The following is a 20,383-nucleotide window of genomic DNA, read 5'->3' as shown; positions in this document are numbered from 1 at the left end:
CTGCGGCTTCAACCGCGCGCAGCGCCCATCAGGGCCGTCACCTCGATCTCGATCTTGATCTCGGGTTTCAGGAGGCCGGCCACGACCAGCAGTGTCGCTGCCGGGCGGATCTCGCCGAACACCTCGCCGAAGATCGGAAACACCTTGTCGGCATCGGCGGCATTGGTGATGTAGTAGGTCGCGCGCACCACGTCCTGCAGCGAAGCGCCGGCCTCGGCCAGCGTCGCGGCGATGGTCTTGAAGCAGTTGCGGGCCTGGTCCTCGACGCTGTCGGGCAACTGCATGGTGGCATAGTCGTAGCCGGTCGTGCCGGCGACGAAGACGAAGCCGCCCTGTACCACGGCGCGTGAATAACCGGCCGCCTTCTCGAAGGGGGAGCCGGTGGAAATGAGCCGTCGTTCCATCGTTCGCGTGCCCTCGGCTGCCTGTGGCGCCAGGGCGCCGGCCGGGCCGGCGCCTCGTCAGGCGCGGACCGTCACATCCAGGGGCGGGCGACGGCGGTCGTCTTCTCGAAGTCGTCGATCGCCTTCGCCTTGACCATGGTCAGGCCGATATCGTCGAGACCGTTCATCATGCAGTGCTTGCGGAAGGCGTCGATCTCGAATTTGAGCTTGCCGCCGTCCGGACCGCGGATCTCCTGGTTCTCCAGGTCGATGGTCAGCGTCGCATTGGCGCCGCGATCGGCATCCTCGAACAGCTTCTCGAGGTCCTCGGGCGAGACCGTGATCGGCAGCACGCCGTTCTTGAAGCAGTTGTTGTAGAAGATGTCGGCGAACGAGGTGGAGATCACGCAGCGGATGCCATAGTCGAGCAGCGCCCAGGGGGCATGCTCGCGCGACGAGCCGCAGCCGAAATTGTCGCCGGCGATCAGGATCTGCGCCTGCCGATAGGCCGGCTTGTTCAGCACGAAATCGGGATTTTCCGAGCCGTCGTCCTTGTAGCGCATCTCGGAGAAGAGGCCCTTGCCAAGTCCCGTCCGCTTGATCGTCTTCAGATATTGCTTGGGGATGATCATGTCGGTGTCGACATTGATCGTCCGCATGGGCGCGGCGACGCCGGTGAGCGTGGTGAACTTCTGCATGGGGGATCCCCTTGTCGTCTTGAGCCCGCATGTATCAGAGGCCTTGGGGCTCCGGCAAGGCGGTGCAGTAGGCGGCGGGGTTGCAGCAGGGCGCGGGCTCGCCGATATCGTGGGGCAACCGGAGAAAGCCATGACCGTATATCAGACCATCGAGGCCAAGCTCACGGAGGCCTTCGCGCCCGTCTCCCTCGTGGTGATCGACGAGAGCGAGCACCATCACGGCCATGGTGGCTGGCGCGAGGGCGGCGAGACGCATTTCCGCGTGAAGCTGGTCTCGGCGGCCTTCGCCGGGCGCTCGCGCGTCGACCGGCACCGCATGGTCAACCAGGTGCTGGATGCCGAGCTGAAGGGTCGCGTCCATGCGCTGGCGATCGAGGCGCGCGCGCCCGACGAAGCGCGCTGAGGACCCCGGATCAGGCCTCCAGGATCAGCCGGTCGGCGGTCGCCAGATTGCAGGCCATCGGCACGTTGTAGAGGATGGCGAGGCGGGTCAGCGCCTTGACGTCGACGTCGTGCGGATGCGGCGACAGGGGATCGACCAGGAAGACGAGCAGGCTGATCCGATCCTCGACGATCAATGCGCCGATCTGCTGGTCGCCGCCGAGCGGCCCGCTCTTCATGGCGGTGATGTCGAGTTCGGGGATTTCGCGCTTCAGCAGGGCGCCGGTCGTGCCGGTCGCCACGAGACGCCGGCCGATCAGCCGGTCGCGATGGCGCTGCGCCCAGGCGATCATGTCCGCCTTCTTCTGGTCGTGCGCGACCAGCGCGAGAAAGCGTTCGGCGGACGGTGCGGTCACGGTCATGTCGGCAGCCTCCGGTCCGAGCGACGGCTCGTTCACACGAGCCGTTCCAGCGGGGTGATCTTCAGGGCGGTGATGCGGTTGCGCTGCTTGCGCAGCACATGGAAGCGGAAGCCGTGGAAGGTGAAGGTCTGGCCGGTCTCGGGGATCGACCGCGCCTCGTGAATGACCAGCCCGGCAATGGTGGTGGCCTCCTCGTCGGGCAGGCGCCAGTCCATGGCCCGGTTGAGGTCGCGGATCGGCACGCTGCCGTCGACATTGACCGAGCCGTCGGCCTGCGGCCGGACGCCGACCATCTGCACGTCGTGCTCGTCCTTGATGTCGCCGACGATCTCCTCGATGATGTCCTCGAGCGTGACGAGGCCCATCACCTCGCCATATTCGTCGACGACCAGGGCGAAATGGGTCTTGCGCCGCAGGAACGCCTTCAGCTGGTCCTGCAGGCTGGTCGAATCCGGCACGAACCAGGCCGGCAGGGCAAGGCTCGTCAGGTCGATCTTCGAGACGTCGCCGCCGGCTGCGGCCAGCGCGCGCAACAGGTCCTTGCCGTGCAGCACGCCGATGATGTTCTCCGGCGTGTCGCGCCAGAGCGGAATGCGTGTATAGGGTGCCGCCAGCACGTCGCGGACGACCTGGTCGGGCGTGTCGCCGACATCGATGGTCACCATCTTGGTGCGGTGAACCATCACGTCCGACACCGAGAGGTCCTTCAGGTCGAGAATGCCGCCGACCATGTCGCGGTCGAGCTTCTCGAAGGCGCCCTCCTTGTGCATCAGGTCGACCGTGCCGCGCAGCTCCTCGGCGCCGGTCAGCACATTCTGGTTCTGGTCGATCTTCAGCCCGAAGGGGCGCAGCACGCCGCGCACCACCGCTTCGATGGCGAGAAGGACCGGGCCGAGCACGGCGACCACCACGGAGACCGGCCGGGCGATGGCGAGCGAGACGCGCTCCGGCCGCACGATGGCGACGGTCTTCGGCAGCACCTCGGCGAAGACGATGATCAGCACCGACATGATGAAGGTGGCGTAGATGACGCCCTCGGCGCCGAAGAAGCCGACCATCAGGCTGGTGGTGAAGGCGGAAACGGCGATGTTGACGATGTTGTTGCCGACCAGCATGGCGCCGATCAGCCGCTCGCGGGCGTCGAGCATGCGGTTGATCAGCCGCGCCCGGCTGTCGCCGGCCGTCTCCAGCGCCAGCATGCGCGCCTTCGAGGTCGCCGACATGGCCGTCTCGCCCGCCGAGAAGAAGGCCGACAGCATCAGGCTGACCACGATGATGGCCAGCGCCGCCCAGGGGTTGATGATGACGTCGTCCATGGTCTCCTCGGCCGTCCGGTCAACCAGGCGCCGGGGCGCCCGGGCTCAGCCGCGCGCGAGTTCCTCGCTCAGGAAGGCGCTGACGGCCGCGGGGTCGACATCGGGCGCGATGAAGCTCCGGCCGATGCCGCGGGCCAGGATGAAGGTCAGCGCGCCGCGCGTCACCTTCTTGTCCTGGCGTATCGCGGCCATCAGCCGGTCGACATCGCCGATGTCGCCCGGAATATGATGGAGTTCGCTCGGCAATCCAACGGCGTCGAGATGGGCGCGCATGCGCTCGGCATCCGCCGCCGCGCAGAGGCCCTGGCGGACCGAGAAGCGAAAGGCCTGGGCCATGCCGATCGCCACCGCCTCGCCGTGGACGAGGCGGCTGCCGTCATAACCCGTCGCCGCCTCCAGGGCATGGCCGAAGGTGTGGCCGAGATTGAGCAGGGCCCGGTCGCCGGTTTCGGTCTCGTCGCGCGCGACCACGGCCGCCTTGGCGCGGCAGGAGGTGGCGATGGCCGCGATCCGGTCGCGGCCGCCCTGGAACACGCCGCGCCAGTTGGCTTCGAGCCAGGCGAAGAAGCCGGGATCGTCGATCAGGCCGTATTTGGCGACCTCGGCATAGCCGGCGCGGAATTCGCGGGTCGACAGGGTGTCGAGCGCGTCGGTATCGGCCAGCACCAGTCCCGGCTGATAGAAGGCGCCGATCAGGTTCTTGCCGTGCCGGGAATTGATGCCGGTCTTGCCGCCGACGGAGGAATCGACCTGGGCCAGCAGGCTCGTCGGCATCTGCACGAAACCCATGCCGCGGCGGGTGACGGCCGCGGCGAAGCCGGCAAGATCGCCGACCACGCCGCCGCCCAGCGCCAGCACGATGTCGCGCCGCTCGAGCCGCGCGGCGAGCACCTCGTCGACCACCCGTTCGAGCATGGCGAAACGCTTGGTGGCCTCGCCCGCCGGAACGGTGATCCTGACATGGCGAAGCCCGGCGGCGGCAAGGCTCGCCTCCAGCGCCGGAGCGTGCAGGGCGCCGACGGTCTCGTCGGTGACGATCGCGACCGCGCGGCCGGGAAAGCGCTCGGCCAGCATGGCGCCGGCGCCGCCGATCAGGCCCGGGCCGATGAGGATGTCGTAGGACCGGTCGCCGAGCGCGACCGGAACCTGGGTCGGGCCTTCGGCCCCGGCAATGGCGGTCATGTCTCTTCAGTCCCTCGGGAGCCGAGGAGCCGTTCGGCCAGCACGGCGACCGCCTCCTCGACGATCTCCTCGTGCGAGGCCTCGCGCGAGAGGATGGCGAGATCGGCCTCGGCATAGACGGGATAGCGCTCGTCCATCAGTCGGCGCAGCACGGCCTCGGGGTCGGCCTGCTTGAGGAGCGGGCGGTCGCTGCGCCGGCGCACCCGGCGCATCAGCACGTCGAGATCGGCCTTCAGCCAGAGCGACAGGCCGTTCGCCCGGATATTGGCGCGGGTTTCCGGATTCATGAAGGCGCCGCCGCCGGTCGCGAGAACCTGCGGGCCGTCGCGCAGGATGCGGGCGACGACCCGGACCTCGCCGGCCCGGAAATAGGCTTCGCCGTGTTTTTCGAAGATTTCCGGGATCGACATGACATGCGCCTTCTCGATCTCGTGGTCGGCATCGATGAAGGGCAGGCCGAGGCGCTGGGCGAGCCGGCGGCCGATGGAGGTCTTGCCGGCGCCCATCAGGCCGACGAGCACGATGGAGCGCGTCCCGAGCGCGGCGCGCAGGCGTGTCGTGTCGATATCGGCGATCGTGCCGCCCATGATGCTCCCCGGTTCGTCATCCCCTGTGTCATGAACCGGCGCATAGGGCAACCGCCCGGGGCGGCCGAGGCACATTCTCGCGGCCGGCCTGTGATCATGAGGTCGGCGAGGGCGCCCGTCGCCCGTCCCTGCCAAGGCTTCTCGGGGCCATGGCGGCGGCGAAAGGCGTGATTTGCCTCAACGGCCGCTTCTGCTAGCCTTGATGACGTAACGTCACGTTGCGCGGAGGTCGTCATGGCGACCGAATATTTCGTCGTCGCGGGAGTGCTGGCGCTCGTTGCCTTGGCCTTCGGCGGCCTGGAATTCCTGCTGCTCATCTATGCGACGATCACGCGGATGCTGTCGGGATCCGCCGCGCCCCGGCAACCGCGGGATCCGGCCCCCGGTCGCAGGGACGACGGGCAGCCCTGACCGCGCTCAGGCCGCCTTCATCTCCGTCCGTTCGCGGGCGAGACGGGTGACGGCGGAGAAATCGAGCTTGCCCGAGCCGAGCATCGGCACGGTCGGCACCACGACGACCTCTGCCGGAACCATCAGCTCCGATGCGCCCTTGCCGCGCGCAAAGACCTGGAAATCCGATCTGCTCGCGCCCGCGTGCTCGGTCAGGAGCACGAGCCGTTCACCCTTGCGCGGATCCGGCAGGCTGGCGACGGCCGAGGGTGCGTCCGGCCAGAGCTCGGCGGCGATCGTCTCGACGGCGGCGAGCGAGATCATTTCGCCGCCGATCTTGGCGAACCGCTTGGCGCGGCCCTTGATCGTGACGAAGCCTTGCGCGTCGATGCTGACGATGTCGCCGGTATCGTGCCAGCCGTCCGGCGGCGGTTCGAGCACGCCAGGCCTCTCGGCCCTGAGATAGCCGAGCATGACGTTCGGTCCGCGGACGAGCAGGCGGCCGCCGTCCTCGACGCCAGGCATGGGCTCGAGGCGTGCCTCCATGCCCGGCATGATGCGCCCGACCGTGCCGAAGCGGTTGAACATGGGCGTGTTCAGCGCCAGGACGGGTGCCGTTTCGGTGACGCCGTAGCCTTCGAGGATGCGCAGCCCGAACTTCTCCATATAGGTGCGGCGCGTCGATTCCTTGACCGGCTCGGCGCCGGCGAGGATGTAGCGCAAGGCCCGGAAATCGTAGGGGTGGGCGGCCCGCGCATAGCCCGCCAGGAACGTGTCCGTCCCGAACAGGATGGTGGCGTTGCAGCCATAGACGAGCTCGGGCACCAGCCGGTAGTGCAGCGGCGAGGGATAGAGATAGACCGGCACGCCCGAGACGAGCGGCAGCACCAGGCCCGCGGTCAGCCCGAAGGAATGGAACACCGGCAGGACGTTGAACACCTTGTCGCGCCGGCCGAAATCGATGCGGGCGGCCGCCTGGGCGGCATTCGCCAGCATGTTGGTATGGGAGAGAACGACGCCTTTTGGCGTGCCCTCCGATCCAGACGTGAACAGGATCGCCGCGCGGTCCCCGCCCTTGGCCGGCACGATCGGCCTCCCGTGCCGCCAGAAGGCCTTCAGCTTGTCGGACGTCGAAACGGTCGCTCTGACATCTTCGAGATAGACGACCGCGACGTCGCCGGCGAGGGCCTCGATCAGGCCGCCCATCCGGCCCTTTTCGACGAAGGCCCGGGATGTGACGACGGTCTTGATGTCGGCCGCCTTGCAGGCCGCGGCGATATTGGTCGCGCCGGCAGTGAAATTGATCATCGCCGGCACGCGTGCCGCCGACATCAGGCCGAGCAGCGTCACGGCGGCGCCATTGGCATTGGGCAGCATCACGCCGACGGCCTCGCCCGGGCGGGCCAGCGTCATGAGCTTGCGGCCGACGATGTCGGCGCCGATCAGCAGGCGGCGGTAGGAGAGGGCGCCGGCCATCGGGTCCTCGACCGCGAGGCGGCCCTTGCCTTCGCGCCGCGCGGCCTCGACCACGGCTGCGAAGACGCTGCGGTCGATATCCGTCGTGCGGAAGATGAGGTCGGACATGATGGTGTAGAGGGCCGTGCCGGCGGCCTGGCGGCGCTGCCGCCCGCGCAGGCCCGCGTCGACGGCGAGCTCGACGGGTTCGAGCACATGGACGCGCACCTTCGGGAACCAGCGGCGGCGGACCTGGTCGCGGCCGAGACGGGAGAAGGCGGTCGCTTCCAGGCCGTCGATGCGGACCGGCACGACCTTGGCGCCCGACTTGTCGGCGATCATGGCCGCGCCGTCATAGACCTTCATCAGGCTGCCGGTGACGGTCAGGCGCCCCTCCGGGAAGATGACCAGGCTGTCGCCGCTCTTGACGGCGTTGATCAGCGTGCGGGTTGCCAGCGGCCGGGTCGGATCGAGCGGCATGGCGCGGGTCAGGCGCAGGAACGGCTTGACCCACCAGCGCTGCGCGATGGTGTGATCGATCGCGAAGACCGGCTCCTTGTCGAGGATCGACAGGGCCACTGCCGCGTCGAGGAAGCTCACATGGTTGAGTGCGATGATCGCATTGGGGCCGGCCTTGGCGATATTGTCCTGGCCGGTGACTTCGAGTCGGTAGAAGGCGCGCAGCACGATCGAGACGGCGTCAAGCAGCGGGTTGGTCGGCAGGACCATGACGATCCAGGCGGCCGCGGCCAGCGTCGACAGGCCGATGACCAGGAAGAGCTGCGCCAGGGTGAGGCCGGCGGCCTGCAGCAGCGCGACGACGACGGCGCCGGCCACCATGAAGGCGGCCGAGAGGACGTTGATGGCCGCGACGATGCGGGCGCGCTTGTCGGCAGGGGCCCAGGCCTGGGCCGCCGCAAAGGAGGGCACGATGAAGACGCCGCCGGCGACGGCGAGGCCGGCGAGGTCCAGCCCGACCCGGCGCGCGGTGCTCTCGGCGAAGAATTCGGCGATGCCGACCGCCGGCTGGTGGGCGGCAATCCCCCAGGTCGTCCAGGCGAGGTCGAGCGCGAACAGGCCCATGATGGCGCAGGCGATCGGCACCGGCAGCAGCACGATCCGGCCGCTCGACAGGAACGAACCGATGCCGGACCCGATGGCGACCGCGACGGTGAAGACGGCGAGATAGACGCTGACGACGAGCTCGGTGCCGCCCATGCCGTTCTTCACGAGCGAGGGCAGCAGCGACATGACGATGGCGCCGATCAGCCAGAACAGGCTGACCATCACGCCCGTGCGCCAGAGCCGCCCGTCGGACCAGAGATCGGCGAGGAGGTCGCGCGTCGAGCGGACAATGTTGCGGTCGACCTTGAGGTCCGGCGCCGCGGCCTGCGTTTTCGGGATGAACAGCGTCGCGCCCCAGCAGAGCAGGGCAAAGGCCATGACGAGGCCGCCGAGCGAAGCCGCATCGCCGCCTTCCCGCGCGGTCATGCCGCCGGCAATGGTGCCGAGCAGGATGGCGATGAAGGTGGCGCTTTCGATCAGCGCATTGGCCGCCGGCAGCTCCGCGCGTTCCAGATGATCGGGCAGGATGCCGTATTTGATCGGCCCGAACAGCGCGGCGATGATGCCGAAGAGCCCCAGGGCGGCGAACAGGACCGGCACCGAGTGCAGGCTGAAGCCGAGCACGGCGACGCCGGAGGCGCCGATCTCGGCGAGCTTCAGGCGGCGGGCGATGAGGGCCTTGTCATGCCGGTCGGCCAATTGGCCGCCAAGGCCCGAGAGCAGGAAGAAGGGCGCGATGAAAATGCCGCCGGCGAGCGTCACCAGCGCTTCGCCATGCGATCCCGCCAGCTTGTAGAGGATGATGAAGACGAGCGCATTCTTCAGGAAATTGTCGTTGAAGGCCGAAAAGAACTGGGCCCAGAACAAGGGCGCGAAGCGCCGCTGCAACATCAGTGAGCTGACCATGAAGACCTGCTGAAATGAGGAAAGGTCTGTGCGTCAAGGCAAGAGAGGCGGAGGAGACAAGAGGGAGACGTCGTTGCCGGTGGAGCAGGCTTGCGATCGGCTCGCTCTTGTCGTGTCGGAGTATCGAAACAAGTCGACGATCAAGCAGGCGATTTTCCGGCGTCCAGCAACAGACGCTCAGTTCGGGCGTCCTCAATACGGTTCACCAGCTTGGTTGCTTCATGCATGTCGCGCACGGTTTTGGTCATGGTGATGCACGACTGAACCAGCATGACGCAGCCCATCGCGAGATAGCCCTTGGCCCACCAGTCCAGCGGCAGGAACAGGATGCCCGCACCGACCATGGCGGCGGCTCCGAAGAACGATGCATAGGTGAATGTAACCCAAGCACCACTGTGTGGTACGGCATTTTGATTCATGGTCGATTCCCCGAAAACCTGGAAACAGGAAGAATTTCTACGGTGATTGATAGTCGCCATCTTGCTGACAGCAGGCAGATAATTGTCCTGCCTAGGGGAAAGAGAATCTTTCGCCTATTTGGTGTTCTCGATTCGAGGTTAACCCATGGTGAGCTTATGAAGGGAATGCTCGTTGTGCTGGCTGAGCATTTCCCTGGCGCAGGCGGAGAAGAACGTCGTCAGCAGTCGGCCGTAGCCGTGCTCCATAACCTTTGGCAGCGAGTTTTTCGGTCACCGTGCCAATCGCGGCGCCATCCAGCTCATCGAGTGCCGCGGCGGCCGCCTCGGCCTCGTTCTGGCGTTCGCGGAGGCGTTCCAGAGTGCGTTCCGCGTCGGCAAGGGAGGCTTCGCCGGGCCTTGCGCTATCGAGAGCGACGCGACGGAGGTCGCGGACTGCTTCGCCGGCGCGGGCAAGACGACGCCCGCGTTCCAGGTCGGCGATGCGGGCCTGTGCCTGCGTGACGTGCCTGCGTAGCCGAAGAATGTCGGCCGCGAACAGCGCCTGGGCGGCCGTGGCGGCGGCGCGGTCTGCTTCCAGGGTGGCGATGACCTCGGCACCCTCGCGCGCCGCTTCTTCGTCACCTGCCGCGATTGCCGCGCCCACACGCTGCTCGAGGTCGGCAATGCGGCCGCTTGTCGTCGCGATCCGTGCAGTCTCTTGTCCATCTTGCGCGATAGCGAGGGACAGCGCCTTCTTGGCTCGCCCGAAGGCGCCGGCGGCATCGCGCATCTGCTGATCGAGGATAACGAGAGCGTTGCGCTCGGCGATCGTTTCACCGGCCTGGCCGACATGCCCGCGCAGCAGGGTAATTATGGTCTTGAACATGCGCTTTCTCTCCCGTGAACGATGTTCAAGGGAGTCTCTATCGCAATCTTGAACGATGTTCAAGCAGCATTTGAGCGTCGTTCATAGCGCGCTGGCATTTGGTAAATAAAGGCCGAGCGCCGGTCGCTAACCAGTGACCTTTCTGGTGTCGATAGCCTCAGCGATCGCCACCAGCCGTGCCGCCATCTCGGCGTGCAGGCGCTCGACCATGCGGCCTTCGACCTGCAGGGCGCCTTTGGCGGCGTTTTCGGGCAATGCGAAGGCCGCAATGATCTTGCGCGCCCAGGCGACCTCGGCCTCGGCCGGCGAGAAGGCGGCGTTGCAGCCCGCGATCTGGTTCGGATGGATCAGCGTCTTGCCGTCGAAGCCCATGTCGCGGGCCTCGGCGCATTCCCTGGCGAAACCGGCCTCGTCGGCGATCTCGTTCCAGACACCGTCGATGATGACGAGGCCATGGGCCCGGGCCGCGGCGAGGCAGGTCATCAGCCAGGCGTTCATCGGCGCCCGACCGGGCACGATGCGCGCGCCGGTTTCCTTGGCGAGATCGTTGGTGCCCATGACGAAGCCCGAGAGGCGCGTCGTGGCATCGGTCGCGGCGGCGGCGATGGCCCCGGCATTGAGCATGGCGAGCGGCGTTTCCATCATGGCCCAGACGCGGACATGGCCGGGGGTGCCAGCGGCGGCGAGCGCCCGGCCGGCGCCGAGCAGGTCGCCCGGACCGTTCACCTTGGGGATCAGGATCACGTCCGGCCCGGTCGCCGCGACGGCGGAGAGGTCGGCCTTGCCCCAGGCCGTGTCCAGGCCGTTGATGCGCACCACGACCTCGCGGTGGCCGAAACCGCCGGCGGTGACGGCGGCGGCGACCTGCTCGCGTGCGACCGCCTTGGCATCGGGCGCAACGGCGTCCTCGAGATCGAGGATCACGACGTCGGCGGCGAGCGCGCGGGCCTTTTCGAGCGCCCGGGCATTGGAGCCGGGCATGTAGAGCACCGAACGGCGCGGGCGATTGGTGGCGACCAGATTCGACATGGCAAGCGATCCGAAAAGAGGCTATGCGGCTTCAATGTGGGCCAGAGGCTAGCTGCCTTGCGGCGCGCATGCCATCGTCCTTTCGCGCGATGGTGTTCCACGCCGATCGAAAGTGCTCGCAACGTGACCGATACGGATGTTCTGATCGTGGGCGGCGGGATCATGGGGTCCTGCGCCGCCTATTTCCTCAAGAAGGAGCTGGGTTTTGCCGGCTCGGTGCGGGTCATCGAGCGTGATCCGACCTATGCGCAGTCCTCGACGACGCTGTCGGCGGCCTCGATCCGCCAGCAGTTCTCGACGCCCGAGAACATCCGGATGAGCCGGTTCGGCATCGATGTGATCCGCTCGCTCGGCCAGCGCTTCGGCAGCGAAGCCGATATCGGCTTCCACGAGGGCGGCTATCTGATCCTGGCGAGCGAGACCGGCCGGAGCGTGCTGGAAGCCAACTGGCGGACCCAGACCGCGGAAGGCGCCGACATCCTGCTCCTGTCTCCGGACGAGCTGAAGCAGCGCTTTCCCTGGCTCAGCACCGAGGAGCTTGCCGCCGGCGCCTTCGGCCGTACCGGCGAAGGCTGGTTCGACGCGGCCATGCTGCTCGACCTGTTCCGCAAGGCGGCGCGCGCGGCCGGTGCCCAATACCAGAAGGCGGACGTGCAGCGCCTCACGCGCAGCGGCGGCCGGATCACCGGGGCGGTGCTCGACGACGGCACGACGGTGACCTGCAACACGCTGGTTCTGGCGGCCGGAGCCTGGGCCGGGCGGCTCGCGGCGACAGCCGATATCGACCTGCCGGTCGAGCCGCGCAAGCGCACGGTCTTCGTCGCCAAATGCCCGGCGAGCTTTGCCGGCATGCCGCTGATCGTCGATCCGTCGGGGGTCTGGCTGCGGCCGGAGCGCGACCTGATCATCGGCGGCTGGGGGCCCGGCGAAGCCGATCCCGATCCGGCGGCCTATGGCGATTTCGAGCCGAACCACGACGAGTTCGAGGCGCATGTCTGGCCGGCCTGGGCAACACGCGTGCCGGCGCTCGAGGAACTGAGGCTGATCCGCGCCTGGGCCGGTCACTATGATTTCAACACGCTCGACCACAATGCCGTGCTCGGGCCGCATCCCGAGGTCGCCAATCTGCAGTTCATCAACGGCTTTTCGGGCCATGGCCTGCAGCAGGCGCCGGCGGCCGGCCGCGCCGTCGCCGAGCAGATCGTGCATGGCGGCTATCGCACGCTCGACCTTTCCGTCTTCGGCTACGATCGTATTGTCCGCGGCGAACCCGTCCTCGAGTTGAACGTTATCTGACCGTCCGCACGCCGGACCGGCAGGAGATCCTTCACATGAAAGTCTGCATCTATGGCGCCGGAGCGGTCGGCGGCCATCTTGCCGCTCGACTGATCGCCAAGGGTGATGCCGAGATCTCGGTGGTGGCGCGGGGCGCCCATCTCGCCGCCATCAGGGACAGGGGCCTGTTCCTGGAGACCGGCGGCGAGGTGATCGGCGGCAAGCCGGCCGCCGCGACAGACGATCCGGCCGAGCTGCCGCCGCAGGATCTCGTCGTGCTGACGCTGAAGGCGCCGGCCCTGCCCGGCATCGCCAGGCCGCTGAAGGCACTGCTCGCGCCGAGCGCGGCCGCCCTGTTCTTCACCAACGGCATCCCCTGGTGGTGGCGCTACGGCATCGACGACGGCGGTTCGCTGCCGCTGCTCGATCCCGAAGGCCTGCTCTGGCGCGAGCTCGGTCCGGAATGCGTGCTCGGCGGCGTGGTCTATTCGTCGAATGCGCTGAAGGAGCCCGGCGTCGTCACGCATTTCGCCTCCAACAAGTGGATCATCGGCGATCCGACCGGCGACCGCTCGCCGCGTGGCGAAGCCGCCTCCGAACTGTTGGAGGCCGCCGGCCTCAACGCGCCGGTCTCCGAGGACATCCGGCGCGACATGTGGGAGAAATTGTTCCGCAATGTCGGCGGCAATCCGCTGTCGGCGCTGACCCGCATTCCGACGTCGGATTGGGGGACGGCGCCCGGTATCGGCGAGGTCAGCCGCGGCATGATCGCCGAAACGGTGGAGGTCGCCCGCGCGCTCGGCTGGGATCTCGGCGAGGAAACCGACATCGACGCCATCGCCAATCCGGCGCCCGGCCGCACGGGCGGGCGCTCCTCCATGCTGCAGGACGTCGAAGCCGGCCGGCCGATGGAAGTCGAGGCCATTGTCGGCCAGGTGCAGGCCTTCGCCCGCGAGGCCGGCGTCGCGACGCCGACCATCGACGTCATCCTGCCGCTGATGCGCGGGCTCGACGCGGCGATCCGCAGCCGGCGCGAGGGGTGATTGTCGCGAGCCAATATGGTCGCGCTGCATAAAGGTTAGCCGTGGTTCGAGGCTCGCCTTCGGCTCGCACCTCACCATGAGGATCGTAGAGTATTGCAGCAGTGACAGTGCCGGATGCTCGTCAAACGCGTCGCTTCATGCGCATGCTTGGTGCCGTGCCCAGAACTCCTCATGGTGAGGTGCGAGCGCAGCGAGCCTCGAACCACCGCTAACCTTGGCGCAAAGCGCCCATTTTCGATTTTTGCCTCACCGAAAACCTCTGCTTCGCCCGGATCCTGCCGGGCGAAGCGTTCTCGCGCCAATCCGGCTCAGGCGTTGGCCATCGGCCGGCGCCGCACGTCGGGGCGCAGGTGCTGGTAGGGGATGATGCCGGTATCGTCGAGCGCCGCGCCGGGCGAGGCGCCGACCACGACGCTGTCGGCATAGGGCTGCCAGTCGCCGCGGAAATGCACCGAGCTCTTCAGCACGACCACCTTGTAGCCGGTAATGTCGATGCCGAGATGGGTCGCGACCGCGATGCAGTGCGGCTGCTGGCGCACCGAGCAGACGACGACGTCGATGCCGCCGATCCGGAGCCAGGCCGAGGGACCCATCTGGATCGGCTGGCCGCCGACCATCGGGCCGGTGCCGGTGAAGCGGCCGTCGGAAACGGCCTTCACTTCGGCCTTGACCTCGAACGGCTCCTCGCCCGGTCCCGTGCCGTTCGCCCCGAAGGTGACGGTGACATGGCCGCCGACGCCGGCTTCGCGCGCGGCGAGCGCGATGGCCGGCTCGTGGAACAGCGCGGCCAGCGTGTTCTCCGCCTTGCGGGCGACCAGCGCCTTCAGGAAGCCGGTGGTCGCCGAGGCACCGCCGGCGCCGGGATTGTCCTGAGTGTCGGCGATGATGACCGGCCGCGAGGCCGTGCGGGCGCGCCTGAAGGCGATGTCGAGCGCTTCGTCCTGGGGCTTGGCGAGATGTTCGAGGAAGGCGGCTTCCGCGCGCAGCACGGCCTTGGTCAGCCGGTCGACCGCGGCGTCCACGGCCGGCTGGTCGCCGCCATAGCCCATGACGGTCGCGCCCATGTCGAAGATGTCGGCCGAGGGGAAGCCCGGGCAGAGCGACAGGTGCACGCCGGTTTCCGCCTCGATCTCCTCGAGCAGCGCATAGAGCCCTTTCATCGGCTCGATCATCGAGCAGCCGGAGGCGATCGGGATGAGGAAGGGCAACTGGCGGAAGGCGCGGGCCGGCCGCGGCCCCCACGACCTGACGGCGTCGAGCCAGCGGGCGACGCGCTGGCCGGTCTGCAGCCAGTCGATATGCGGATAGGTGCGATAGGCCGACATGAAGCTGGCATTGTCGACCATGCGCCGGGTGACGTTGGCATGCAGGTCGAGGGAGGCGACCACCGGCATGTCGGGGCCGACGAGACGGCGCACGCGGTGCAGCAGCTCGCCTTCGGCATCCTCGATCGTCTCGGTGGTCATGGCGCCGTGCAGTTCCAGGAACACCGCATCTGGCGCGCTGTCGGCAATGTCGGCGAGCAGATAGGAGGCGGCGCGTTCGAAGACGCTGTCGGCGACGCGTCCGGACGGCTGGGCGAAGGACCAGGACAGCGGCACGATCTTGTGGCCGCTGGCGATCGCCACGTCCATGAAGCCGGTGATGGCGACGTTGAAGGGCGCGAACTTGGCCGGAATGCTGTCGCCGCGCGTGAAGCCGGGCCAGGCGCCGTCCTGGTTGAAGCTCGCCCAGCCGGTGGGTTCCGGGACGAAAGTGTTGGTCTCGTGCAGAAAGCCGCCGCAGGCGATGCGCATGTCCGGAACATCCTTGAAGGTTCGTGGCGTCCTATTGGTGACCGATCCCCGCCCATGCGTCATCCCCGGCGGCGGCTTGCCTGCGATGCGATCGCCGTGGGGCGGGCGGCGGAGGGCCCTGTCAGGCGCAGCAAGGCCCGGCAAAGGCCCGCAATGGTCCTGCCGGTCCATTTGAGCGATGCCGAACTCCCGATAGACTGGCGCGGCCGCTTCGAAACGTCGCGGCGCGCCGGGCCGGCCGAAACGACGGACAGTCCATGCCGCATGTTCACGTGACGGGGACCGACCGTCGTTCCGATGTCGTGGTGGCGGTCGAGGATGCCGGGCAATGGCACATGCTGCTGCCCTTTGCCGGGCACAAGGTCGCGCGGGCGGCCGCGATGGGCCGCGACCGCGTCCTTTGCCTCTCCGACAAGGGGCATCTCGCCCTCATCGACTTCCGGCGTCGGCGCGGCCGCATGTCGTGCCGGTGGCGACCTTCGCCAAGGCCGCCATCGACGAAGCCTTGCGGGGCCTTGCCCGCGACATCAGCGAGCGGCTTGCCGATCTCCTGCAGGAGGACATGCTGGAGATCGTGTTCAAGGTCGCCGGGACAAACGTGACGGAGAGGGCCTTCTTCGCACGCGTGACGAAGGCGCGCATCGACGTGACCGAAAGCCTGCGGGCGCTGATCGCTGCCTATCTGCAGGCGCAGCCGGCAGCGGTCGAAGCCAAGAGCCTCTTCAGGCAGATCTGGGGGCCGGATGGCACGGGCGCCCCCGGCCCGGCCATGGCGGCGCTGCTCGCCCTCGATCCCGCCGCGCATGACCTGTTCCGGGACTATCTCGCCCGGCGCGACGGTGAGCACGAAACCCACGCGACCGACGTGATCATGCGCGACTATATCGCCGCAGCGGGTTGGCGCGACCGTGCCGCGATCGCCTTCGGCGTCTTTTTCGCGCTGATCCGGCACAGGGACGGGCGCGAGGCGATCGCCGGCGGCCTGCTCGACGAATATGGGCTCATGCAGGCGGCCGAGACCATGATCGGTCCGGCCGACCTTGCCGACCTGATCGCCACGGAAATCGACCGCTTCGTCGTCACGCCGGGGTTGGACCAGGGCTCCGGACGGGATCTCTACCTCGCCCTGCAGCCGAGCCTCGACATGACCTCCCATGGCCGGCAGGTGCTGGCGCTTCTCGCCGCCGCGGGCCAGCCGGTGCCGGCGCGCGCCCAGGAGGCACGTGGGCTCGATGCCGGCTTCGTGGAGGCCGCTGCGCAGCAGGAGCGCGCGCCGCAAAGGCCTGCGCGGCCCTGGTGGGCGCGCCTGCTCGGCCGATAGGCGCGGACGGCCTGGCGCGCACCTCTGGCGATGCGATTGCAGCGGGGCTGCGATCGCCAGCCGTGGCTGGCGGCAAAAGCACAGGCTGATAGCCTCGGCTCAAGTCCCGCGGCAGCGGGCGGTTGGGGGAGGCCATTCGTGACCAAGCAGTCCTGGATTCGTGCAGGGGGAGCGACCCGCAGATCGGTGGCCGCCGGCCTGCTGGCGCTCGCATCCGCCCGGGCCGCCGCCGCCGAGGACTATCCCGGCAGCCGGCCCATCCGCGTGGTTGTGCCTTTTGCCGCCGGCGGCGGCACCGACGCGATCACCCGGATCGTCGCCGAACATGTCGCCAAGAGCTGGGGCGCGGCGGTCGTCATCGAGAACAAGCCCGGCGGCGGCACGATGATCGGTGCGCAGGCGGTCGGAGCGGCTCCCGCCGACGGCTATTCGGTGCTCGCGGTTTCCAACAGCTTTCTCGTCTCGCCGCTGCTGGCCGAGCGCGCGCCCTATGACAGCGGCCGGGATTTCACCGCAGTCGCGCTGATGGCGTCGAGCCCACATGTTCTGGTGGTCAACCCGGCCGTTCCCGCCCGTACGCTCGGCGAGCTGACCGCCTGGGCCAGGGCGCACGCGGCGACGGCCGGCTTTGCCTCGTTCGGCCGCGGCGCGTCGAACCATCTCGGCTTCGAGGTGCTGAAGCGCCGCCTCGGCCTCGACATCGTGCATGTTCCCTATAACGGCAGCGCGCCGGCGATGAAGGACCTGATCGGCGGCCATGTGCCGATGATGCTCGGCGACCTGCAGAACGTGCGCGAGCAGATCACGGCCGGCACGCTGCGCGCCATCGCCGTCGCCAACGAGGTGCGGCTCGCTTCGCTCCCGGACGTGCCGACGGTCGCGGAGGCCGGCATAGCCGGCTTCACCTCGAAGTCCTGGTTCGGCCTGGTGATGCGCGCCGGCACGCCCGGCCCGATCGTCGCCAAGTGGAACGCCGCCGTGCTCGCGGCGCTGGCCGATCCCGAGGTGCGCGCCCGGCTGGAACCGCATGGCGTGACGCTCGGCGACATGTCGGCGCCGGAATTCGGGGCCTTCCTGGCGCGCGAGACCGACAATGCGGCGAACACCATCCGCCTCGCCGGCCTGAAATAGCGCGCGCCGGTCATAGCCCGCGAAAAAGGGCCGCCGCTTTGCCGCGACGGCCCTCCGTTTCGATCCGCGCGAGCGGGTGGTCAGCCCATGGTCGGGATGACGAAGCTCGCCCCGTCCTTGATGCCCGAGGGCCAGCGCGAGGTGACCGTCTTGGTCTTGGTGTAGAAGCGGAACGCGTCCGGGCCGTGCTGGTTGAGGTCGCCGAAGGCCGAACGCTTCCAGCCGCCGAAGGTGTAGTAGGCCAGCGGCACCGGGATCGGCACGTTGACGCCGACCATGCCGACTTCGACCTTGGCGGCGAAATCGCGGGCGGCATCGCCGTCGCGGGTATAGATGGCGACGCCGTTGCCATATTCATGGTCGTTGGCGAGCGACAGGGCCTCGCCATAGGTCTTGGCGCGCACCACCGACAGGACCGGGCCGAAGATCTCCTCGCGATAGATCCGCATGTCCTTGGTGACGTTGTCGAACAGGCAGCCGCCCATGTAGAAGCCGTTCTCGTAGCCCTGCATCTTGAAGCCGCGGCCGTCGACGACGAGCTTGGCGCCTTCCTTGACGCCGATATCGACGTAGCCCTTGACGCGCTCCAGGGCCTGGGCCGTGACGAGCGGGCCGAAATCGGCATCGGCCGAGGTCGACGGGCCGATCTTCAGGCTTTCGACACGCGGCACCAGCCGGTCCATCAGCCTGTTGGCGGTGTCCTCGCCGACCGGCACGGCCACCGAGATCGCCATGCAGCGCTCGCCGGCAGAACCGTAGCCGGCTCCGATCAGGGCGTCGGCCGCCTGGTCGAGATCGGCATCGGGCATGATGATCATGTGGTTCTTGGCGCCGCCGAAGCACTGCACGCGCTTGCCGCTGGCGCAGCCGCGCGAATAGACATATTCGGCGATCGAGGTGGAGCCGACGAAGCCGACCGCCTTGATGTCGGGATCGTCAAGCACGGCGTCGACCGCTTCCTTGTCGCCGTTGACGACGTTGAAGATGCCCGGCGGCAGGCCGGCCTCGAGGAACAGCTCGGCCAGCATCAGCGGCACGCCAGGATCGCGCTCCGAGGGCTTCAGCACGAAGGCGTTGCCGGCGGCGATCGCCGGGCCGGCCTTCCACAGCGGGATCATGGCCGGGAAGTTGAACGGGGTGATGCCGGCGACCACGCCGAGCGGCTGGCGCATCGAATAGATGTCGATGCCGGGGCCGGCGCCCTCGGTATATTCGCCCTTCATCATCTGCGGCGCGCCGATCGAGAACTCGATCACTTCGAGGCCGCGCTGGATGTCGCCCTTGGCGTCGGCGACCGTCTTGCCGTGCTCGCGGGCGAGCAGATCGGCCATCTTCTCGTTGTCGCGGGCGCAGAGCTCCAGGAACTTCATGAGCACGCGGGCGCGGCGCTGCGGATTGGTCGCGGCCCAGGCCGGCTGGGCGGCCTTGGCGTTCTCGACCGCGGCGCGAACCTCGGCCTTGGTGGCGAGCGCAACCTTGCCGAACACCGAGCCGTCGAGCGGCTGGAACACGTCGGCGGTGCGGCCCGACTGGCCGGCGACATGCTTGCCGCCGATGAAATGACCGTAATTGCGCATGGGGATCCTCCTGTGTCGTGCTTCTTTCGAAACGCGGTGCGTGACGAATGTCCTTCGGTTCCGGCATTCGCTTCCGGTGGACACCCGCGCGCGGATGTCGGGACCGAAGGACACTTGCGAGTTCGGCGACAACTAACGTGCAACCGTGCCGGAACCAATGACGAAGATCGCGCATGCATTGTGCGAAAATTGGCGTAAGATCGGCGCATGACGCCAAACTGGGATCATGTCCGGGTGTTCCTTGCGGTGGCGCGCACCGGCCAGTTCCTGTCGGCGGCGCGCACCCTGGCGCTCGATCACGCCACCGTCGCCCGGCGCATGTCGGCGCTGGAGGCGGCGCTCGGGACGCAGCTGTTCTCGCGCTCCACCGCCGGCGTGACGCTGACGCTCGCCGGCGAGAAGTTTCTGAGCGCGGCCGAAGGCATGGAGACCGCCTGGCTCGATGCCCAGGCGAGCATCGCCCAGGCCGACCGCGTGGTCTCCGGCACGGTGCGGATCGGCGCCCCCGAAGGTTTCGGCGCGCTGTTCCTGGCGCCGCGCCTCGGCCGGCTCGTCGAGCGCCATCCCGACCTCACCGTGCAGCTCGTGCCGCTGCAGCGGACCTTGTCGCTGTCGAAACGCGAGGCCGACCTCGCGATCGTCATCGACCCGCCCAAGGACGGCCGGCTGACGGTGCGCAAGCTGACCGACTACGGCCTCGGCCTCTATGCCGCGCGCGACTATTTCGCCCGCCACAGGATACCGACCAGTCCGGACGAGCTGAAGCGGCATCTGCTGGTCACCTCCGTGCAGGATCTGCACTATTCGGAGGCGCTGACCTATTATGCGCCGGCTTTCGATCACGACCAGCGCCGCCTCGAATGCGCGAGCGTCATGGCCCAGGTCGAGGCGGTCAAGGCCGGCGTCGGCATCGGCATCCTGCACGACTATGCCGCGCGCGGCGTGCCGGGTCTCAATCCGGTCCTGCCGGGCCTCGTCATCCGGCGCACCTATCATCTGGTCGCCCATGTCGACACCCGCCGCATCGCCCGCGTCGACGAAGCCTACCGCTTCATCGTCGGCGAGGTGGAGATCGCCGGCAGCCTGTTCTCGTGACGATCATCCAAGGCGCGTCGTCGCAAGGTGATGCGCGCTGCACAACC

At 68.1% G+C, this 20,383-nt stretch carries 19 protein-coding genes; 7 read left to right on the top strand and 12 right to left on the bottom strand.

Going from position 1 to position 20,383, the window contains the following annotated elements:
- Positions 1–8: 8 nt before the first annotated feature.
- Together OZ671_RS12285 and leuD are read right to left on the bottom strand one after the other, a co-directional pair.
- Positions 9–404: a RidA family protein gene (locus OZ671_RS12285; protein WP_268861017.1), complete on the bottom strand. Its 396-nt coding sequence runs from the start codon at positions 402–404 to the stop codon at positions 9–11.
- A gap of 71 nt (positions 405–475) precedes the next feature.
- Entirely contained in the window at positions 476–1,081 is a 606-nt protein-coding gene (gene leuD, locus OZ671_RS12280; protein WP_038302797.1) for a 3-isopropylmalate dehydratase small subunit, read from the bottom strand.
- Between the two features lie 130 nt (positions 1,082–1,211).
- Between leuD and OZ671_RS12275 the strand changes: the two genes are divergently transcribed.
- On the top strand, positions 1,212–1,484 hold the full coding sequence (locus tag OZ671_RS12275; protein ID WP_268861016.1) for a BolA family protein: 273 nt from the start codon (positions 1,212–1,214) through the stop codon (positions 1,482–1,484).
- A gap of 10 nt (positions 1,485–1,494) precedes the next feature.
- Here the strand turns inward: OZ671_RS12275 and OZ671_RS12270 are convergent, their stop codons facing one another.
- From OZ671_RS12270 to OZ671_RS12255, 4 genes are read right to left on the bottom strand one after another with little or no spacing between them, the layout of a single operon-like run.
- Positions 1,495–1,884 (bottom strand): methylglyoxal synthase, encoded by a 390-nt coding sequence (locus OZ671_RS12270; protein WP_268861015.1) that lies wholly within the window; start codon positions 1,882–1,884, stop codon positions 1,495–1,497.
- Positions 1,885–1,916: 32 nt separating this feature from the next.
- Positions 1,917–3,200, bottom strand: coding sequence for an HlyC/CorC family transporter (locus OZ671_RS12265; RefSeq protein ID WP_268861014.1), 1,284 nt, complete (start codon positions 3,198–3,200; stop codon positions 1,917–1,919).
- A gap of 45 nt (positions 3,201–3,245) precedes the next feature.
- Complete coding sequence (aroB, locus tag OZ671_RS12260) at positions 3,246–4,382, bottom strand: 3-dehydroquinate synthase (RefSeq protein ID WP_268861013.1); 1,137 nt, start codon at positions 4,380–4,382, stop codon at positions 3,246–3,248.
- A complete protein-coding gene (locus OZ671_RS12255) occupies positions 4,379–4,969 on the bottom strand; it encodes a shikimate kinase (protein ID WP_268861012.1) in 591 nt (196 codons plus the stop codon). Before OZ671_RS12255 ends, aroB begins: the two co-directional genes overlap by 4 nt.
- 234 nt (positions 4,970–5,203) lie before the next feature.
- Between OZ671_RS12255 and OZ671_RS12250 the strand changes: the two genes are divergently transcribed.
- Positions 5,204–5,380: a hypothetical protein gene (locus tag OZ671_RS12250; RefSeq protein WP_268861011.1), complete on the top strand. Its 177-nt coding sequence runs from the start codon at positions 5,204–5,206 to the stop codon at positions 5,378–5,380.
- 6 nt (positions 5,381–5,386) lie between these two features.
- Here OZ671_RS12250 and OZ671_RS12245 read toward each other — a convergent pair whose 3' ends face one another.
- The 4 genes from OZ671_RS12245 to OZ671_RS12230 form a co-directional block, all read right to left on the bottom strand.
- Complete coding sequence (locus OZ671_RS12245; RefSeq protein WP_268861010.1) at positions 5,387–8,785, bottom strand: acyl-[ACP]--phospholipid O-acyltransferase; 3,399 nt, start codon at positions 8,783–8,785, stop codon at positions 5,387–5,389.
- 140 nt (positions 8,786–8,925) lie between these two features.
- Positions 8,926–9,204, bottom strand: a complete 279-nt coding sequence (locus tag OZ671_RS12240) for a YiaA/YiaB family inner membrane protein (RefSeq protein ID WP_268861009.1) — start codon at positions 9,202–9,204, stop codon at positions 8,926–8,928.
- A gap of 154 nt (positions 9,205–9,358) precedes the next feature.
- Entirely contained in the window at positions 9,359–10,069 is a 711-nt protein-coding gene (locus OZ671_RS12235) for a PspA/IM30 family protein (RefSeq protein WP_268861008.1), read from the bottom strand.
- 126 nt (positions 10,070–10,195) lie between these two features.
- A complete protein-coding gene (locus OZ671_RS12230) occupies positions 10,196–11,098 on the bottom strand; it encodes an HpcH/HpaI aldolase/citrate lyase family protein (RefSeq protein ID WP_268861007.1) in 903 nt (300 codons plus the stop codon).
- 123 nt (positions 11,099–11,221) lie between these two features.
- Between OZ671_RS12230 and OZ671_RS12225 the strand changes: the two genes are divergently transcribed.
- A complete protein-coding gene (locus OZ671_RS12225; protein ID WP_268861006.1) occupies positions 11,222–12,394 on the top strand; it encodes an NAD(P)/FAD-dependent oxidoreductase in 1,173 nt (390 codons plus the stop codon).
- Positions 12,395–12,429: 35 nt separating this feature from the next.
- Positions 12,430–13,416, top strand: coding sequence for a ketopantoate reductase family protein (locus OZ671_RS12220; RefSeq protein ID WP_268861005.1), 987 nt, complete (start codon positions 12,430–12,432; stop codon positions 13,414–13,416).
- Positions 13,417–13,724: 308 nt separating this feature from the next.
- On the opposite strand, the gene OZ671_RS12215 is transcribed toward OZ671_RS12220, so the two are convergent.
- Positions 13,725–15,212, bottom strand: coding sequence for a M81 family metallopeptidase (locus OZ671_RS12215; protein ID WP_268861004.1), 1,488 nt, complete (start codon positions 15,210–15,212; stop codon positions 13,725–13,727).
- Between the two features lie 469 nt (positions 15,213–15,681).
- On the opposite strand from OZ671_RS12215, the gene OZ671_RS12210 reads away from it, so the two are divergent.
- Positions 15,682–16,533, top strand: a complete 852-nt coding sequence (locus OZ671_RS12210; protein WP_268861003.1) for a hypothetical protein — start codon at positions 15,682–15,684, stop codon at positions 16,531–16,533.
- Between the two features lie 138 nt (positions 16,534–16,671).
- Positions 16,672–17,664, top strand: coding sequence for a tripartite tricarboxylate transporter substrate binding protein (locus OZ671_RS12205; RefSeq protein WP_268861002.1), 993 nt, complete (start codon positions 16,672–16,674; stop codon positions 17,662–17,664).
- Positions 17,665–17,744: 80 nt separating this feature from the next.
- On the opposite strand, the gene OZ671_RS12200 is transcribed toward OZ671_RS12205, so the two are convergent.
- Positions 17,745–19,241, bottom strand: coding sequence for a CoA-acylating methylmalonate-semialdehyde dehydrogenase (locus tag OZ671_RS12200; RefSeq protein ID WP_268861001.1), 1,497 nt, complete (start codon positions 19,239–19,241; stop codon positions 17,745–17,747).
- A gap of 207 nt (positions 19,242–19,448) precedes the next feature.
- On the opposite strand from OZ671_RS12200, the gene OZ671_RS12195 reads away from it, so the two are divergent.
- The gene (locus OZ671_RS12195; RefSeq protein ID WP_268861000.1) at positions 19,449–20,336 is read left to right on the top strand and encodes a LysR family transcriptional regulator; all 888 of its coding nucleotides are present in this window, start codon (positions 19,449–19,451) and stop codon (positions 20,334–20,336) included.
- Positions 20,337–20,383 lie beyond the last annotated feature (47 nt).

The organism is Phreatobacter sp. AB_2022a (genome assembly GCF_026847585.1).
GTDB lineage: Bacteria > Pseudomonadota > Alphaproteobacteria > Rhizobiales > Phreatobacteraceae > Phreatobacter.
The sequence above is the reverse complement of the archived record's forward strand: the minus strand, read 5'-3'. Positions and strand labels throughout refer to the sequence as shown.

What these genes read in the sequence shown, in the direction of transcription:
- OZ671_RS12285 (WP_268861017.1), bottom strand. Translation starts at nt 404, where the DNA reads ATGGAACGACGGCTCATTTCCACCGGCTCCCCCTTCGAGAAGGCGGCC.
- leuD (WP_038302797.1), bottom strand. Translation starts at nt 1,081, where the DNA reads ATGCAGAAGTTCACCACGCTCACCGGCGTCGCCGCGCCCATGCGGACG.
- OZ671_RS12275 (WP_268861016.1), top strand. Translation starts at nt 1,212, where the DNA reads ATGACCGTATATCAGACCATCGAGGCCAAGCTCACGGAGGCCTTCGCG.
- OZ671_RS12270 (WP_268861015.1), bottom strand. Translation starts at nt 1,884, where the DNA reads ATGACCGTGACCGCACCGTCCGCCGAACGCTTTCTCGCGCTGGTCGCG.
- OZ671_RS12265 (WP_268861014.1), bottom strand. Translation starts at nt 3,200, where the DNA reads ATGGACGACGTCATCATCAACCCCTGGGCGGCGCTGGCCATCATCGTG.
- aroB (WP_268861013.1), bottom strand. Translation starts at nt 4,382, where the DNA reads ATGACCGCCATTGCCGGGGCCGAAGGCCCGACCCAGGTTCCGGTCGCG.
- OZ671_RS12255 (WP_268861012.1), bottom strand. Translation starts at nt 4,969, where the DNA reads ATGGGCGGCACGATCGCCGATATCGACACGACACGCCTGCGCGCCGCG.
- OZ671_RS12250 (WP_268861011.1), top strand. Translation starts at nt 5,204, where the DNA reads ATGGCGACCGAATATTTCGTCGTCGCGGGAGTGCTGGCGCTCGTTGCC.
- OZ671_RS12245 (WP_268861010.1), bottom strand. Translation starts at nt 8,785, where the DNA reads ATGGTCAGCTCACTGATGTTGCAGCGGCGCTTCGCGCCCTTGTTCTGG.
- OZ671_RS12240 (WP_268861009.1), bottom strand. Translation starts at nt 9,204, where the DNA reads ATGAATCAAAATGCCGTACCACACAGTGGTGCTTGGGTTACATTCACC.
- OZ671_RS12235 (WP_268861008.1), bottom strand. Translation starts at nt 10,069, where the DNA reads ATGTTCAAGACCATAATTACCCTGCTGCGCGGGCATGTCGGCCAGGCC.
- OZ671_RS12230 (WP_268861007.1), bottom strand. Translation starts at nt 11,098, where the DNA reads ATGTCGAATCTGGTCGCCACCAATCGCCCGCGCCGTTCGGTGCTCTAC.
- OZ671_RS12220 (WP_268861005.1), top strand. Translation starts at nt 12,430, where the DNA reads ATGAAAGTCTGCATCTATGGCGCCGGAGCGGTCGGCGGCCATCTTGCC.
- OZ671_RS12215 (WP_268861004.1), bottom strand. Translation starts at nt 15,212, where the DNA reads ATGCGCATCGCCTGCGGCGGCTTTCTGCACGAGACCAACACTTTCGTC.
- OZ671_RS12200 (WP_268861001.1), bottom strand. Translation starts at nt 19,241, where the DNA reads ATGCGCAATTACGGTCATTTCATCGGCGGCAAGCATGTCGCCGGCCAG.
- OZ671_RS12195 (WP_268861000.1), top strand. Translation starts at nt 19,449, where the DNA reads ATGACGCCAAACTGGGATCATGTCCGGGTGTTCCTTGCGGTGGCGCGC.